12 protein-coding genes and 1 tRNA gene are annotated in these 14,371 nt (G+C 59.0%); 1 reads left to right on the plus strand and 12 read right to left on the minus strand.

Annotated elements, in window-relative coordinates; translation table 11 throughout:
• Nucleotides 1-31: 31 nt before the first annotated feature.
• Both scfA and WMO20_RS06345 read right to left on the minus strand, forming a co-directional pair.
• Nucleotides 32-178, minus strand: coding sequence for a six-cysteine ranthipeptide SCIFF (scfA, locus tag WMO20_RS06340; RefSeq protein WP_005926683.1), 147 nt, complete (start codon nucleotides 176-178; stop codon nucleotides 32-34).
• Nucleotides 179-298: 120 nt separating this feature from the next.
• A complete protein-coding gene (locus WMO20_RS06345; RefSeq protein WP_015538363.1) occupies nucleotides 299-586 on the minus strand; it encodes a hypothetical protein in 288 nt (95 codons plus the stop codon).
• A gap of 228 nt (nucleotides 587-814) precedes the next feature.
• Between WMO20_RS06345 and WMO20_RS06350 the strand changes: the two genes are divergently transcribed.
• A tRNA-Gln gene (locus tag WMO20_RS06350) sits at nucleotides 815-888 on the plus strand.
• Nucleotides 889-1,240: 352 nt separating this feature from the next.
• Here WMO20_RS06350 and WMO20_RS06355 read toward each other — a convergent pair.
• The 10 genes from WMO20_RS06355 to WMO20_RS06400 form a co-directional block, all read right to left on the minus strand.
• Complete coding sequence (locus tag WMO20_RS06355) at nucleotides 1,241-3,001, minus strand: bifunctional metallophosphatase/5'-nucleotidase (protein ID WP_349186170.1); 1,761 nt, start codon at nucleotides 2,999-3,001, stop codon at nucleotides 1,241-1,243.
• 288 nt (nucleotides 3,002-3,289) lie between these two features.
• Nucleotides 3,290-5,062 carry an oleate hydratase gene (locus WMO20_RS06360; protein ID WP_349186171.1) on the minus strand — a complete coding sequence of 591 codons (1,773 nt, stop codon included), beginning with the start codon at nucleotides 5,060-5,062 and terminating at the stop codon, nucleotides 3,290-3,292.
• Between the two features lie 365 nt (nucleotides 5,063-5,427).
• The gene (locus WMO20_RS06365; RefSeq protein WP_112091053.1) at nucleotides 5,428-5,691 is read right to left on the minus strand and encodes a TIGR03905 family TSCPD domain-containing protein; all 264 of its coding nucleotides are present in this window, start codon (nucleotides 5,689-5,691) and stop codon (nucleotides 5,428-5,430) included.
• 5 nt (nucleotides 5,692-5,696) lie between these two features.
• Nucleotides 5,697-6,557: a PHP domain-containing protein gene (locus WMO20_RS06370; protein ID WP_112091052.1), complete on the minus strand. Its 861-nt coding sequence runs from the start codon at nucleotides 6,555-6,557 to the stop codon at nucleotides 5,697-5,699.
• A gap of 14 nt (nucleotides 6,558-6,571) precedes the next feature.
• Nucleotides 6,572-8,839 carry a hydratase gene (locus WMO20_RS06375; protein ID WP_435387759.1) on the minus strand — a complete coding sequence of 756 codons (2,268 nt, stop codon included), beginning with the start codon at nucleotides 8,837-8,839 and terminating at the stop codon, nucleotides 6,572-6,574.
• 244 nt (nucleotides 8,840-9,083) lie between these two features.
• On the minus strand, nucleotides 9,084-10,445 hold the full coding sequence (locus tag WMO20_RS06380; protein ID WP_349186173.1) for an MATE family efflux transporter: 1,362 nt from the start codon (nucleotides 10,443-10,445) through the stop codon (nucleotides 9,084-9,086).
• Nucleotides 10,446-10,636: 191 nt separating this feature from the next.
• Nucleotides 10,637-11,419, minus strand: a complete 783-nt coding sequence (locus WMO20_RS06385; RefSeq protein WP_349186174.1) for an amino acid ABC transporter ATP-binding protein — start codon at nucleotides 11,417-11,419, stop codon at nucleotides 10,637-10,639.
• Nucleotides 11,420-11,434: 15 nt separating this feature from the next.
• A complete protein-coding gene (locus WMO20_RS06390; RefSeq protein WP_349151601.1) occupies nucleotides 11,435-12,082 on the minus strand; it encodes an amino acid ABC transporter permease in 648 nt (215 codons plus the stop codon).
• Nucleotides 12,083-12,126: 44 nt separating this feature from the next.
• Nucleotides 12,127-12,969 carry a transporter substrate-binding domain-containing protein gene (locus WMO20_RS06395; protein ID WP_349186175.1) on the minus strand — a complete coding sequence of 281 codons (843 nt, stop codon included), beginning with the start codon at nucleotides 12,967-12,969 and terminating at the stop codon, nucleotides 12,127-12,129.
• A gap of 326 nt (nucleotides 12,970-13,295) precedes the next feature.
• Nucleotides 13,296-14,324, minus strand: coding sequence for a hypothetical protein (locus WMO20_RS06400; RefSeq protein ID WP_349186176.1), 1,029 nt, complete (start codon nucleotides 14,322-14,324; stop codon nucleotides 13,296-13,298).
• Nucleotides 14,325-14,371 lie beyond the last annotated feature (47 nt).

The following is a 14,371-nucleotide window of genomic DNA, read 5'->3' on the forward strand; positions in this document are numbered from 1 at the left end:
CCCGGCAAAGGCGGCATAAGGTTTGCAGAAATTACTTGTTGCTATTCTCGCACTGCTGGTTAGCCACGCCGCAGGAAGTCTTGCAGGCGGACTGGCAGGAAGTCTGGCACTCGCCGCAGCCACCGGTCTTAACGCTCTTGGTCAGGTCACGAGTAGCAATAGTCTTGATACGCTCCATGATAGAAACCTCTCTAACTCTCAAAAATTTATCGCGCCGGACATAGTTCCGGTACGCTTTTATCTTGTAATAGGATATCACGCAGCGCGCCTTTTGTCAAGATTTTTTCGCTGACCGTTTTCACCCACCCATGGGCTGGTAGCGGGTAAGCACCGTGTGCAGTCCCAGCTCCCGGGCGCGCGCCAGTAAGTACCGGTAACGGCACAGCAGCGCCTGCCGCTCGTAGATGCGCTGCTCAATGAGGTCGGTATCCACCTCCATATCAAACATCATCTCGTTGCGCTTCAGGCAGAACAGGCATTCTTTCAGTTCTTCTTCCAGTTCCGGGTGGTAGCGCTCGTGCTCGGTATCCCGCGGGACGCGGGGCGAAAGCAGGGTCTGGGCGTTTTGTGTGGTTCGTTCCGGCATAGGCATCCTCCTTCTGGTACTTTGCAAGGTTTTGTACCTTCCAGTATAGGCGGTGCGGTGCGCAGAATGTGCCGAAGCGTGGCAGTGCTCCGGCACAGATTATCCGGCGCTGCTGCGGCATTTTCCAAAAAAGTACAACTTTTTTCAAAATTATGCTTGACAACTCCGGGCTTTTCCCGTATAATAGCACACGTTGAGCGGCTCACCCCGCAAAACACAACAGAATATTGGGGATTTGCATAGTGGTAGTGCGGTAGACTCTGACTCTACTTGTGGGAGTTCGATTCTCTCATCCCCAACCAGAACAAAGCCATCTGAGGAAACTCAGGTGGCTTTTCTGTTTGTATGATTCTGAGCCACAGCCGCAAGACCGTGACTCTTCAAAACCCCTGTGGGTCATAGGGAACTTTTGAAGAGTCACCCCTGCCGGGGAAACTCCCCCAGTCTGCTGCGCAGACAGCCCCCTCGGGGATGGGGCCTTTGGCATGGTGGGAAAGTTCCCGGTTTCGCCAGAGGCTCCCTCCCAGAGGGAGCTGGCAAAGCCGTCAGGCTTTGACTGAGGGAGTTTCCCTGCACACACAAAAACCGGGCAGCCCGCAGACTACCCGGTTTTTTGCTATACCGTTGATTTTGCCTTAAATAAAGAGCTTTCTTTTACAGAATAGTAATGCGGCCTGCGCCGTAGGGCTGCTCGTAGTCGAGCAGATAGCCGGGGTAAGCGGCCAGCGGGCTGTTGGCGCTGGACAGGTGCGGCAGACCCGCAGCATCTGCGCCGTCAAAAATCATAGCGTAGGTAGCCATCACCAGATAATCCTCGGACACATAGTCCTTGATCAGCTCTGCGCCGTCAAACATGGCAAAGCCATCGCCCAGATTGCGCAGGGTGTAGTTCATACCGGCCAGCGCGTAGGTAGCGCCCGGGTCCAGCGGCAGATAGCTGCCGGAAGCCTTATCGTAGATCTTCACGTTCTGCACGCGCGGAGTGCCGGTGGCGCTGCCGATCCAGACATTCTTCTCGTCGGTCTGCACGGTGTTGGGGATATCGGTGTGGATCTCGTAGGTAGCACCTGCCACCTGCAGGAAGCCGCCGTTCTCCTTGCCGCCCTCGCCTGCAAAGCGGGCTGCAAATTCCAATGCGTCCTGGATCTGCTTACCGGTGACCGACATCAGGCAGGCCACGTTGCCAAAGGGGCTGACCTGCTTGCAGGTCTTGAAGGTCCAGTCGCCTGCGGGCACATCGGCGCGGATGCCGCCGCCGTTCATGATGGCCAGATCACAGTGCAGCTTTTCCACCTCGTTGAAGTAGGCGTAGATGCCGTCGGCCACAAAGTCGCCGAGGTTGGTCTCGGCAGAGCGGATGCGGCGCTTGCCGGTGGCGGGGTCAGAGACGTAGAAATCGCTGTCGCCCACAGCGATCTTCTCGCCCAGCATATCGTCCACGGTGTTCACCCAGCCGGTCTGCATGGCGGCGATGCCTGCGTCCATGCCCTCGTGGGTGGGGATGAGCTTGGTGGTGATGGTGCCGTCCGCAGCGATGGTCATCTCGCCAACGTTGGCAAAGTAAGAACCGGTCTGGGTCAGGGTGACAGCCTTGCCGGAGGCATCCTGCACCTGCTTGTTCTCCATTACGGTATGGGAGTGACCGTCGATAAAGGCGTCAAAGCCGCTGGTGTGGGCAATGACTTCCTCACTGGTCCACGGAGAGGAAGAGGGGTCTACGCCCAGATGGCCCAGACCGATGACGACATCTGCCAGAAGCTTTGCCTTATCAATGGCCTTCTGCACGGCGTCATAGAGCTTTTTGCCGTCCTCGCCGCCCTGAATGTCGTAGATGTACTTGCGCTGTGCCTTGTCCATAAAGTAGGCAGGGGTGGACTTGGTAAAGGTCTCGGGGGTGGTCACACCCACAAAGGCAATGCGTCTGCCGCCGCGCACGAACACCTTGACGGAGGGCAGCACACGCAGGCCGGTGCGCAGGTCTACCCAGTTGCAGGACAGGTACGGGAAGTCCGCTTCCTTCATGATGGCCTTGGCGCGGTCCATGCCGTAGTCAAACTCGTGGTTGCCGGGGGTGGCGACATCGTAACCGGCAGCGTTCATCAGCTTGATGATGGAAGCGCCCTCGTCCATAGAGCCATAGGCAGTGCCCTGCACATGGTCGCCTGCGTCCACCAGCAGCACATCCTTGCCGGCGTTCTGGTAACTCTGCTTCAGGTCGGCAATGGCGGCGTAGGTCAGCTTGGGGCTCTGCTTGTCGATGTAAGTATGGACATCGTTGGTGTACAGGATGGTGACGTCAGACTTATCACCAAGCCAGCAGGCCGATGCGGCGGGCGCACCGATGGCCATGGATGCAGCGGCAGCGGTCACACCAGCAGCCTTTAAAAAGCTGCGACGGGAAATAAGTTGTTTCACAGGAAAACGACCTCCTTTTATTTTTGGCGTATCGCATTTGGGGCAGGCTCTTCCCTCCTGCCCTTTCAATAGCTCTAGCATAGCACAGAACGCCGCCGCAAACAAGCCAAAATCGTTCTTTTGGTACAAATAATTTTCACGTCCCGCTTTATTTTGACACACATTGTACCATTTTTACACAAATCCTATACAAAAAAGACCTCCCCGCGCCCTGTCGCAGAGCAGCGGAGAGGTCCTTTTCAGGGGGGATTCAGACCCGTTGCCGGGTCTATCGGAGGAGAGGAAATATCAGATGGCGTTATACTCCTTGAGGAACTTCTCAAGGTCGGTACCCTCGATCTTCTTCAAAGCTTCCTTCAAAGCCAGACGCGGGATCAGCGGCAGATCCATGTCGGTGATCTTTTTGCCGTCGCGCAGCTTCACGGTGGCATCGATCAGGGCGCGCACATCGTAGGTGCTGCCCCAGACCTCGGGCACGCCGCGGTCAATGTTCAGCAGGGTGTACACGGCCTCCATACCGGTGCGCATGGAGTACTCGGTGGTAAAGATGGTATCGCGGGCGGTCTCGGCAAACTGGCCAAGGAAGGCAAAGTTCACAGCACCCTCGGGCACAACATCGGGACGGTCGCCCATGGCACGGGGCATGAAGAAGGCATCGATATAGGGCATCATCACAGGCACGGTGTTGGCGCTGTGCTCTGCCAGTTCAGCGATCTGATCCTCGGGCACGCCGATGTGGTACAGCCACTCCATGCAGATCTCGCGACCGGTGCAGTCACGCATGGGCTTTTTGACGTAATCGCCGGGCTTATCGCTGAACAGGCCGTACACCCAGACGCACAGCTGGTTCTTGGGCTGATCCTTGAACTGCTGCTGACGGTTCAGCGTCCAGCTGAGCAGCCAGCTGGAGTCCTTGACGGTGACGATGCCGCCGGTGACGGTGTGGCCGCTGAAGGGGTCGCGCTTGCAGATCTTGCGGATATACTGGGGGATCTTGTCGTCCAGCGTGGTGATGGTAGCGCTTTCCCAGTTGCTCAGCTCCGGCTCGGAGCAGAACTTCTCCGGGTGACCGAAGGAGGGATCCTGTGCGGCGATCTTCTTCCACAGATCCCAGCCGTTGCCGGGCTGGATGGTGGGATCAAAGCCGGTAGCCTTATTCTGTGCACCCACGGTGCAGCTTTCCACGCAGCCGCCGTTGGTGATGAACAGCAGATCGTTCTCGGTCAGATCAATGTTGGTGGTCTCGCCCTCGTGCTCCACGGTGACAGAGCTTGCCAGCTTGCGGCCCTTCTGGATGTCGAACTTCACATCGGTGACCTTGGTGTTGTAGTGGAACTGCACGCCAAAGCTTTCCAGATAGCGCACCATGGGCAGGATGATGGACTCGTACTGATTATAGCGGGTAAAGCGCAGAGCGGTAAAGTCCGGCAGACCACCGATATGGTGGATATAGCGCTTGAGGTACAGCTTCATCTCCAGCGCGCTGTGCCAGTTCTCGAAGGCGAACATGGTGCGCCAGTACATCCAGAAGTTGGTGTTGAGCACCTCGTCATCGAAGAAATCGGTGATCTTCTTATCCTGCAGCTGCTCGTCCGGGGTGAAGAACAGCTTCATGATCTCCATGGCGCCCTTATCGGACAGGCCGAATTTGCCATCAGTGTGAGCATCCTCGCCGCGGTTGACGGTGGCACGGCACAGGGAGAAGTTGGGGTCCTCCTTGTTCAGCCAGTAATACTCGTCCAGCACGCTGGCACCCTCGGTCTCCAGAGAGGGGATGGAGTGCAGCAGATCCCACATGACCTCGAAGTGGTTGTCCATCTCGCGGCCGCCGCGCATCACATAGCCGATATCGTACTTGTAGCCATCGCAAGCGCCACCGGCCAGTGCGTTCTTTTCAAACACATGGACGTGCTCGCCCTTCATCTGGCCATCGCGCACCAGATAGCAGGCAGCGGTCAGGGCTGCCAGACCGGAGCCGATGATATAAGCGGATTTATGATCCACGCCCTCCGGCTTTTTGGGGGTTGCAAAAGCTTCGTAGTTGCCACTGGAATAGTACATAAAAAAGCCTCCCTGCTTCAAAAATATCTTTTCACAGCCTTCATCGTGCTGTTCTCTATGGCAACAGTATACCCCGCAAAGTGAACTTGAACAACAAACAAACTTTGCCCGGTGTATAGATTTTTTACATCCGCCCTTATTTGCTGGAAATGCGTACAAATTGTGACATAGTGCGAAGCGCAAAAACATTTAAAGCATTCCCGCAAAAACGCAATGCCGGACAGCTTGCAGGCTGTCCGGCATTGCTCTAATTCAAAATAATTTTCCGCTATTCATGCCCAGAGCATAGCGGCGGGCATTCAAAATCGTCCCGCACAAAAAGAGAGCCGCCGCACAAAGGTCTGTGCAGCGGCTCTCCGGTGAGTTTAGTTCATCTCTTCCAGAGCCTTTTTCAGGTTCTTGGCAATCTGGTCCGGGCAGCTGGTGCTGCGGAAGCCGCACAGCGTACCATCCAGACGGGCAATGGCATCCTCTGCCTTCATGCCGGTGAGCAGCTGGCAGATGCCTTTCAGGTTGCCGTTGCAGCCGCCGATGACCTCGATGGATGCAATGGTGTGGTCATCGTTCAGCACAAAGTTGGTCTGCTTGGAGCAGGTGCCCTTGTTCGGGAAGGAAAATTCCTTGCTCATGGTCTTTACGTCCTCTCTCTTTTACGTTTTTCGGCGATGGCGCGCAGCTGCGCTGCGGCTTCGTCCGGTGCGGTGCAGGTGCCGATGGGGTGGGGGTGCTTGTGGTTGCGGCCATGGAAGTCCGTACCTGCGGTTGCCACAAGGCCGTACTGCTTGCACAGGGCAAGGCACTCGGCGCTGTCCTCCGGGCTGTTGCTGGGGTGGTACACCTCTATGCCGTCCACTGCGCCCTCTGCCGCCAGCTCCCGCAGCAGGGGCATACTTTTGTACACCGTGGGGTGGGCAAACACCACCGCGCCGCCGCTGGCTTTAGCGGTAGCCAGCACCTGCCGCACCGGCAGATACTCCGGCGAGTGCAGCACGATGCCCCGGGGGTTCCACCCGAACAGCTTGTGGTAGGTCTCGCCGTAGATGCTGCCATCGGTCAGGCCCAGCAGTTCCAGCGCCTGCATCAGCCCACTTTTGAACAGCACCCCGCTGGCCTTGGTGGTCTCCCACGCAAGGTCGGTGGTAAACTGCGGGTACAGCTGCTCCAGCTCCTTTGCGCTCTGCAAAGCGCAGGCGTTGCGGCGCTCCTTCATGATGGCGCAGTGCTCCCGCAGCGCCGGGCAGTCCACGTCCGGGTAGTAGCACAGCAGGTGCACCCGGTGCTGGCGCTCAAAGTCGTAGCCGGTCAGCTCCACGGCAGGGATCAGCTCTACCCCGTCCTGCCCGGTGTGGGCGTAGGCGTACTGGGCGCTGAGCAGGGTGTCGTGATCGGAAAGGGCGATGGCGTGCAGCCCGGTGCGGGCGGCGATGGACGCCAGCCGCTCGATGGGCACAGCACCGTCAGAGCAGGTGGAATGGATATGCAGGTCACAGGACATAGCGGGTTACTTCCTTAGTGCTTATAGAAATTGATCAGGCAGCCGTCAGCCAGGATCTGGCGCTCGTCAGTGGTGAGCGGAGCCATGTACAACTCGAACTCCTTGACGGTATCGCCCAGAACGTAGGCCTTGATGCTCTGCAGATCGCCCTTGAGTGCTTCCCGCACATTGGGGATGAGCACATAATCCCCCAGACCAAAGGGGGTGGCACCTGCCAGCTGCAGGGGCAGCATACCCCAGTTGATCAGGTTGGAGCGGTAACGCTTGGTGGCGTACTCGGTAACGATATTGGCACCGGCACCCAGCACACGCTGGCAGCTGGCAGCCTGCTCGCGGGCAGAGCCATCGCCGGGCTTGACCGCAAAGATGGTAGAAGCGATCTGGATATCGTTCCAGCTCAGCTGCTCGCAGCCGGGCACGGCGTTCACCTTTGCCAGCAGGGCGGCGTCCCCTGCACCGGCGCGGCGGGCAGTTTCCTCGGCCTGCACGGCCTTGGCGCGGCTCACATACTCCGGGTCCTTGCGGCTGAGGGTGAACTCAGCCAGACCCAAGGGGTTGGAACGGTACGAGGACGTCTCGCCGGAAGGGATCAGCTCGTCGGTGGTGGTGACGGGGTCGGTGATATAGGATGCCACCTTCAGCAGCAGGTTGTCGCCCAGCGGTGCGATCTCCGGCCAGTCCTTGATGTTGGGGCCGAACTTGAGCAGAGCGTCGTAATCGCCCTTGCCAAAGCCCTGATACACGCGGGTGTCGTAGCTGGAAGCATCGTACTGGTACTCCGGCACGGTGGGATCGTAATCAATGTCGGTGGCGGGGGTCAGGATGCCGCCGTTTGCGGTGGTGGCTGCAATGCTGCGGGCATCCATCAGTGCCACACCGGACAGCTGACCGCTGCCGGGCTTGGAGCCTTCGCGGCTGGGGAAGTTGCGGGTGGTGTGACGGATGGACAGTGCGCCGTTGGCGGGCACATCGCCCGCGCCGAAGCAGGGGCCGCAGAAGGCGGTGCGGATGGTGGCACCGCTGGCCATCAGCTCGCCGATGACGCCGGTGCGCACCAGTTCCATCATGATGGGCTGGCTGCCGGGGTAAACGCTCAGGGCGTAGTCGCCGCAGCCGCCGGTATGACCCTTGAGGATGGAAGCAGCCTCGTAGATGCTGTCGTACAGACCGCCTGCGCAACCTGCAATGACGCCCTGATCTACCCGCAGCTTACCGTTTTCGATCTTGCTGCACAGATCCAGCTGCACGTCCTTGCGGCCGATCAGCTTCTGCACATCCTGCTCGCAGGCGTGGAGGATGTCCTCCAGATTTGCGTTCAGCTCCTCAATGGTAAAGGCGTTGGAGGGGTGCATGGGCAGGGCGATCATGGGACGGATGGCAGAAAGATCCACCTCCACCACGCCATCGTAGTAGGCGAGGTCTGCCGGTGCCAGCTTTTTGTAGTCCGCTGCACGGCCGTGCACTGCCAGAAAACGCTGGGTGACTTCGTCAGTCTCCCAGATGGAGGACAGGCAGGTGGTCTCGGTGGTCATGGCATCAATGGCGTTGCGGGTATCCTGCCGCAGGGAAGCAATGCCGGGGCCAACAAACTCCATGACCTTGTTCTTGACGTAGCCGCTCTTGAACAGCTTGCCCACAAGGGCAATGGCTACATCGTGGGGGCCGCAGCCCGCCGGCAGACTGCCGGTCAGGTAGATAGCCACAACGCCCGGGCGGGCAACATCGTAGGTGCGGCCCAGCAGCTGCTTTGCCAGCTCACCACCGCCCTCGCCGATCGCCATGGTGCCCAGTGCACCGTAGCGGGTGTGGGAGTCCGAGCCAAGGATCATTTTGCCGCAGCCCGCAAAGCGCTCGCGCATATACTGGTGGATGACTGCCATGTGCGGGGGCACAAAGATGCCGCCGTACTTTTTGGCAGCGGACAGACCAAAGCGGTGGTCGTCCTCGTTGATAGTGCCGCCCACAGCGCACAGGCTATTGTGGCAGTTGGTAAGCACATAAGGGATGGGGAACTTTTCCAGCCCGGAAGCACGGGCGGTCTGGATAATGCCCACAAAGGTGATGTCATGGCTTGCCATGGCATCAAACTTGATCTTCAGATTCTCGGCATCGCCGCTGGTGTTGTGTGCCTGCATAATATTGTAGGCCATAGTGCCGGTCTTAGCCGTGGCAACGGCAGCGGCATCAAAGCCCTTTGCTGCCAGTGCAGCAGGTGCATTGCCGTCTGCGGGCACCCACTCGCCGCGCGCATAGTACGCACCGCCGGTGCTGCATCTGATCATATCCAACATCTCGATTCGCCTCTCTTTTTGTATTTTCCCGCCCGCCGCAATTGCGGGCATTGCCCCGGCAGTGCAGCTATTCATCCCGAAAACAGCTGTCCTCTTAGCCTTCACCCCAAGGGGGAAGCCTTTAAGCAAACCAGCTTTTCAAAGACTTATAACCCCTGCCCTGTTACGGCAAAGCCGTACTTATTTGTTATTATAGCATGAAAAGACGAAAAGAAAAAGCACTTTTTATGAACCCTTACTGCGCCTTTGCGGCGGCTTCCTGCTGCTTTTCCTTTTGCAGTTTACGGAACACCACAAAATACGCCGGGATCAGGAAGAAGCAGGCAAAGAACCATGCCACCGGGTTTGCGATGCAGGCGGCAAAGTAGCCCCACAGCGGCACGAACCAGAAGCCCACCATGGCGCGGGCGATCATTTCAGCCACACCGGCAAACATGGCAAGGCCGGAGTGCCCCAGACCCTGAATGGTATAGCGGTAGATGATAAGCACCGCCAGCGGGATGTAGAACACACTGTTCCAGAAGATGAAGTCCTGCGCATTGGCCATAATGGCGGTCTCGCCTGCGTCCAGAAACAGGCCGATCAGGGACTTGTCCAGCACGCGCAGGATGAGGAAGGACGCTACACTGTACACGCAGCCGATGCCCAGTGCGGTGTTCACGCCGCGGTTCACACGGCCAAGGTCTTTCGCGCCCATATTCTGGCTGGTGTAGGTGGTCATGGCGGTGCCGATGCTCTCCAGCGGCACGCTGAGGAACTGCGCAGCCTTGCCGCCGGCGGTCTGCGCCGCCACGATGTCGCTGCCCAGACCATTCACCGCGCCCTGCAGCACCACGCTACCGATGGCGGTAATGCTGCACTGCAAGCCCATGGGGATGCCCATAGAGCAAAGTTTTGCACAGTGCGGTGCGCTGATGCGCCCTTCTTCCTTATTCCAGCGCAGCTCCGGGTAGTGGCGCACGATATAAAGAAGGCTGCCGATGCCCGCCACAGCCTGACTGAACACGGTGGCAAAGGCCGCGCCGAACACGCCCATGTTGAACACAATGATGCAGGCAAGGTCCAGCCCGATGTTCAGCACACTGGCCACCAACAGGAAATACAGCGGGCGCTTGCTGTCGCCCAGTGCACGCATCAGGGCGCTGGTCACATTATAAAGCAGGGTGAACGGGATGCCCGCAAAAATGGTGCGGATATACACATCCGCAAGGTCGATGATATCGGCCGGGGTATTCGTCCACACCAGCACCAGCCGGGTCATAGCCACCGTGACGATGGTGAGCACCGTGGCAAAGGCGATGGACAGCCACACGGTATTGGCGGTGTAGCGGCGCATCTCATGGTGGTCGTGGGCACCGAAGGTCCATGAGATGGGGATGGAAAAGCCGCAGGCAATGCCGTTGACAAAGCCCAGCACCAGATAGTTCAGGCCGCCCACGCTGCCTACCGCCGCCAGCGCTTCCACGCCCACGAACCGGCCCACGATGATGGTATCGGCCAGATTGTAGAACTGCTGGAACAGGCTGCCCAGCATCAGCGGCACAGCAAAGGCAAGCAGCAGCTTCAGCGGGCTGCCCTGCGTCATATCTTTGGTCATGGAAATATACCTCCTGCCCACACAAAAAAAGATGGATGTTCGCATTTTTGCCGTGAAAAACGCCCTGCCGGAAAAGCGGCAGGACGTTGTAAGGATTCATGAGTGGTATTATAGCGGAGCAGCGCCGGTTTTACAAGACTTGGTTTGCATCAACATTTCCATTTTTTTGCGTAAAGAATTGGTGATTTTGCTCATTCCGCGTAGTGTGCCAGAAACTGTTTGGTGCGCTGCTCGCGCGGGTGGTCGATCAGCTGCTTTGCAGGGCCCTCCTCCACCACCACGCCGCCGTCCATAAACAGGATGCGGTCAGCCACATCCCGGGCAAAGTGCATCTCGTGGGTCACGATGATCATGGTGGTCTTGCGGTCGGCCAGTTCCCGCAGCACCCGCAGCACCTCGCCGGTCAGTTCCGGGTCAAGGGCGCTGGTGGGCTCGTCAAAGCAGAGGATGTCCGGGTGCAGTGCCAGCGCACGGGCAATGGCTACCCGCTGCTGCTGCCCGCCGGAAAGCTGGTGCGGGTAGTGGTCTGCCCGCTCCGAAAGCCCCATCTGCGCCAGAAGTTCCCGCGCCTGCTGTTCCAGCTGGGCGTGCACCGCCTTTTTGTTGGCACGGTAGTCCGGGCGCTCCTTTGCCAGCAGTTCCCCTGCCAGCATCACGTTCTGCAAGGCGGTATACTGCGGGAAAAGGTTGAAGTTCTGGAACACCAGCCCGAAGTGCAGCCGCTTTTTGCGGATCTCGCTCTCCCGTTGGGTGGCGGGGTCGGCGGCGTCCCACATAGTCTCGTCGTTCACCCGGATGCAGCCAGTGTCCGGCCGCTCCAGAAAGTTCAGGCAGCGCAGCAGGGTGGTCTTGCCGGAGCCAGACGAGCCGATGATGGCCAGTGTCTCGCCCTGCTCCAGGGTAAGGGAAATATCCTTTAAGACCTTTGTATCTCCGAAATTTTTGCCAATGCCGGAGGCTTCCAGTAATGCCATATTTTAAAAACCTCCTCAGCAGCGGAAATAATCCAGTTTCTTTTCAGCCCAGCCAAACAGCAACGTGAGCGCGCCCACGAACACAAGGAAGAACAGCGCCGTGGAAAACAGCGGCCAGATCAGGCCCTTTGCGCTGTACTCCTTGGCCATCATGATGATCTCCTTGTTGGCGATGGTGTTTGCCAGCGAGGTATCCTTGACAAGGGTGATGATCTCGTTGCCCATGGGCGGCAGGATGCGCTTGACCACCTGCAAAAGGGTGACCTTGAAAAAGATCTGCGTGCGGGTCATGCCCAACACCTGCCCGGCCTCGGTCTGGCCTTTGGGCACGGCCTCGATGCCGCCGCGGTAGATCTCGGAAAAATAGCAGGCGTAGTTGATGGCAAAGGCTACCACCGCCGCCACCATGCGCCCGCCGGAGCCGGAGGGCCACGGGTTATTCATGCCCAGCAGACCGGGGCCTAAATAAATGACGATGATCTGCAGCATCAGCGGCGTGCCGCGGATGACCCAGACAAAGGTCTTTACCGCGCCGGACAGCAGCCTGCACCGGCTCATGGAGCCAAAGGCCACCACCAGCCCCAGCGGCAGCGCAAACAGCAACGTAAGGGCAAACAGCTCACAGTTGAGCAGGAACGCGCCGGAAAGGCGCCCAAGGATCACAGACACAAAAACACACCCATCTATCGTTTTGTTTTACGCCCGGCTCAGTCCGCCAGCGCCAGCTCGTACTTCTCTGCCAGTGCCTGCATGGTACCGTCAGCCTTCAGCTCGTCAAAGGCGGTGTCCACCGCGGCGGCGGCATCGCTGCCCTTGCGGAACGCCACGCCGTACTCCTCGGCGTTCAGCTCGTCCACGATCTTCAGGCTTGCGTAGTCGGTGCCCTCCCCGATCATGGCGTTGGCAAGGGTCAGATCCAGCACAGCGGCATCTGCCGTACCGGCAGCCACTTCCATCAGGCAGTCGGTCTGCACGCTCTTGGAAACATAATCGGCCTTGGCAAGGTTTTCATCGCCCTGAATGGCGGCTTCACCGGCAGAACCGGCCTCGGCCACCACGGTCTTACCGGCAAGGTCGGCGGTGGAGGTGTAGGCGGTGCCCTCCTTGACCACCACGACCTGTGCATTCTTGGCGTAGGCCTTGGTGGTGGCGGTGTTAGCCATGATATCCTCGGTCAGGGTCATGCCGTTCCAGATGCAGTCGATGCTCTTGGCGTCCAGCTCCACCACCTTGGTGTCCCAGTTGATCTCCACGAACTCCGGCTCTACGCCCAGCTTTGCGCACACAGCGGTGGCAAGCTCGGTATCAAAGCCGGTAAAGTTGCCGTCGGCATCGGTATAGTTCATGGGCTCGTACACGGTGTAGCCGATGACCATTTTGCCCTTGCCCTTGATGTAGTCCAGATCGCTGCCCGCTGCGGCAGAAGCCGAACCGGCTGCACTGCCGGAAGCAGAAGCCGCCGCAGAGGTGGATGCACTGCCGCCGCAGGCTGCAAGGCTCAGTGCCAGAGCACCGGCCAGAAATGCACTTGCAATACGCTTGAGTTTCATATCTTTTTCCTCCCATGGGGGACGTTCTGCGTCCCGCTTCCCTCTCGTTTTACCATTTTACCATGCTAAAGTGGTAAACTGTAGCTATAGAATAGCGCGTTTGCCGCCGTTTTGCAAGAGGAAACCTTTATTTTTTGCACAATGCACTGCTTTGCCCCGCCCGTAAGCCCGCTTTTTGTAGGAAAGTGTGCATACCCCTTCCGGCTTTGCGTCTGAGAGGGCAGCTGCAAATACCCCTTCCGTCTGCTCACTGCGTTAGCGCCTGAGGGGGTATCCATAAAAAATCCCCCCGCACTTTTTGTGCAGAGGGACATCCTGTTTTATGATTATTGCTCCGCCATGGCCTTCAGCACCGCCTTTTGCAGGTCGGTGACCGAGATGGTGCACAGCGCCTTCAGGTCGGCATCCGTGCCGTCTGCGGAGAGTTTGCCGATCTCCACGGCGTTTTTGCCTTTCAGGTAGCCGCACCAGCCTGCGCTGTGCTCGTACCACTCCTTGCCTAACGCGCTTGCGCTGCGCATCCCGTAGCGGTCGCCCAGTTCGTTTTTGGTGTACACCGGCTCACGCGGGGCAGACACCGTGCCGTCCGCGCTGACCGTCAGCTCCGGCTCGGTCATATCCCCGATGGCGCTGGTCACCCGGGCGTTCTCGTCCATAGTCACCACCGCCAGCGTGATCTTAGCCTGCACCTGTGCGTCCTTATCATCTGTGCCCGCAAGCCCCTGCGGCATTTCGGCTACCTCAACGCCCAGTTTGACCGTATCGCCCCGGGCAGCGCCCAGCACCTGTGCATTCTCGCAGGCGCGGACAACGGCATCCCGGTAGCGGTTCACCGCAATGGTGCAGCCGGAGAGAAGATCTGCGTCCGTGGGCTTGCCGTCTGCATCCGTTTTCAGCTTTTTCACTTCCTCCGGGGTCTTGCCCTCAAGCCAGCTGCCAAAGGCATCGGCCTGCTCTGCCCAGCCCTTTTTCAGGCCGGACACCTCTGCCAGTGGGTAGTCCTTCCCCTTCTGGCGCTTGGTGCGGGTGTCGGTAGGGGTGGTCACCTTGCCGGTGCCGTCCGCACTGACCGAAAGCTCCAGCTCGTCCAGCGTCACCCCCGCCAGCTTGCCGTCTGCATCCAGCAGCACGGCAGCCGCCACGGTGCGGATATTGCCCGCACGGTCTGTACCTGTCGCTTCGGTCAGAACCCCCAGTCCGGTGCGCCACGCCGCGCTTTGCGCCGCGCTGCCGCCCGCAGAGGTGCTGCCGCTCATAGAGCCGGAGCTGCTGCCGGAGTTTCCCCCGCCGCAGCCGGTCAATGCCAGTGCTGCCGCCAGCGTGCAGCACAAAAACCATCGCGATGCCTGTTTCATATCGTCACATACGCTCCCTTTCCGTGCCTGCATTGCTAACGCAGGCT

Origin of the sequence: Faecalibacterium intestinale (assembly GCF_040096575.1) — a bacterium.
Classification (GTDB): domain Bacteria; phylum Bacillota; class Clostridia; order Oscillospirales; family Ruminococcaceae; genus Faecalibacterium; species Faecalibacterium intestinale.

Bases quoted from the DNA above. Each gene is read 5' to 3' on its own strand.
- scfA (WP_005926683.1), bottom strand. From the start codon at position 178: ATGGAGCGTATCAAGACTATTGCTACTCGTGACCTGACCAAGAGCGTT.
- WMO20_RS06345 (WP_015538363.1), bottom strand. From the start codon at position 586: ATGCCGGAACGAACCACACAAAACGCCCAGACCCTGCTTTCGCCCCGC.
- WMO20_RS06360 (WP_349186171.1), bottom strand. From the start codon at position 5,062: ATGTACTATTCCAGTGGCAACTACGAAGCTTTTGCAACCCCCAAAAAG.
- WMO20_RS06365 (WP_112091053.1), bottom strand. From the start codon at position 5,691: ATGAGCAAGGAATTTTCCTTCCCGAACAAGGGCACCTGCTCCAAGCAG.
- WMO20_RS06370 (WP_112091052.1), bottom strand. From the start codon at position 6,557: ATGTCCTGTGACCTGCATATCCATTCCACCTGCTCTGACGGTGCTGTG.
- WMO20_RS06375 (WP_435387759.1), bottom strand. From the start codon at position 8,839: ATGATCAGATGCAGCACCGGCGGTGCGTACTATGCGCGCGGCGAGTGG.
- WMO20_RS06380 (WP_349186173.1), bottom strand. From the start codon at position 10,445: ATGACCAAAGATATGACGCAGGGCAGCCCGCTGAAGCTGCTGCTTGCC.
- WMO20_RS06385 (WP_349186174.1), bottom strand. From the start codon at position 11,419: ATGGCATTACTGGAAGCCTCCGGCATTGGCAAAAATTTCGGAGATACA.
- WMO20_RS06395 (WP_349186175.1), bottom strand. From the start codon at position 12,969: ATGAAACTCAAGCGTATTGCAAGTGCATTTCTGGCCGGTGCTCTGGCA.
- WMO20_RS06400 (WP_349186176.1), bottom strand. From the start codon at position 14,324: ATGAAACAGGCATCGCGATGGTTTTTGTGCTGCACGCTGGCGGCAGCA.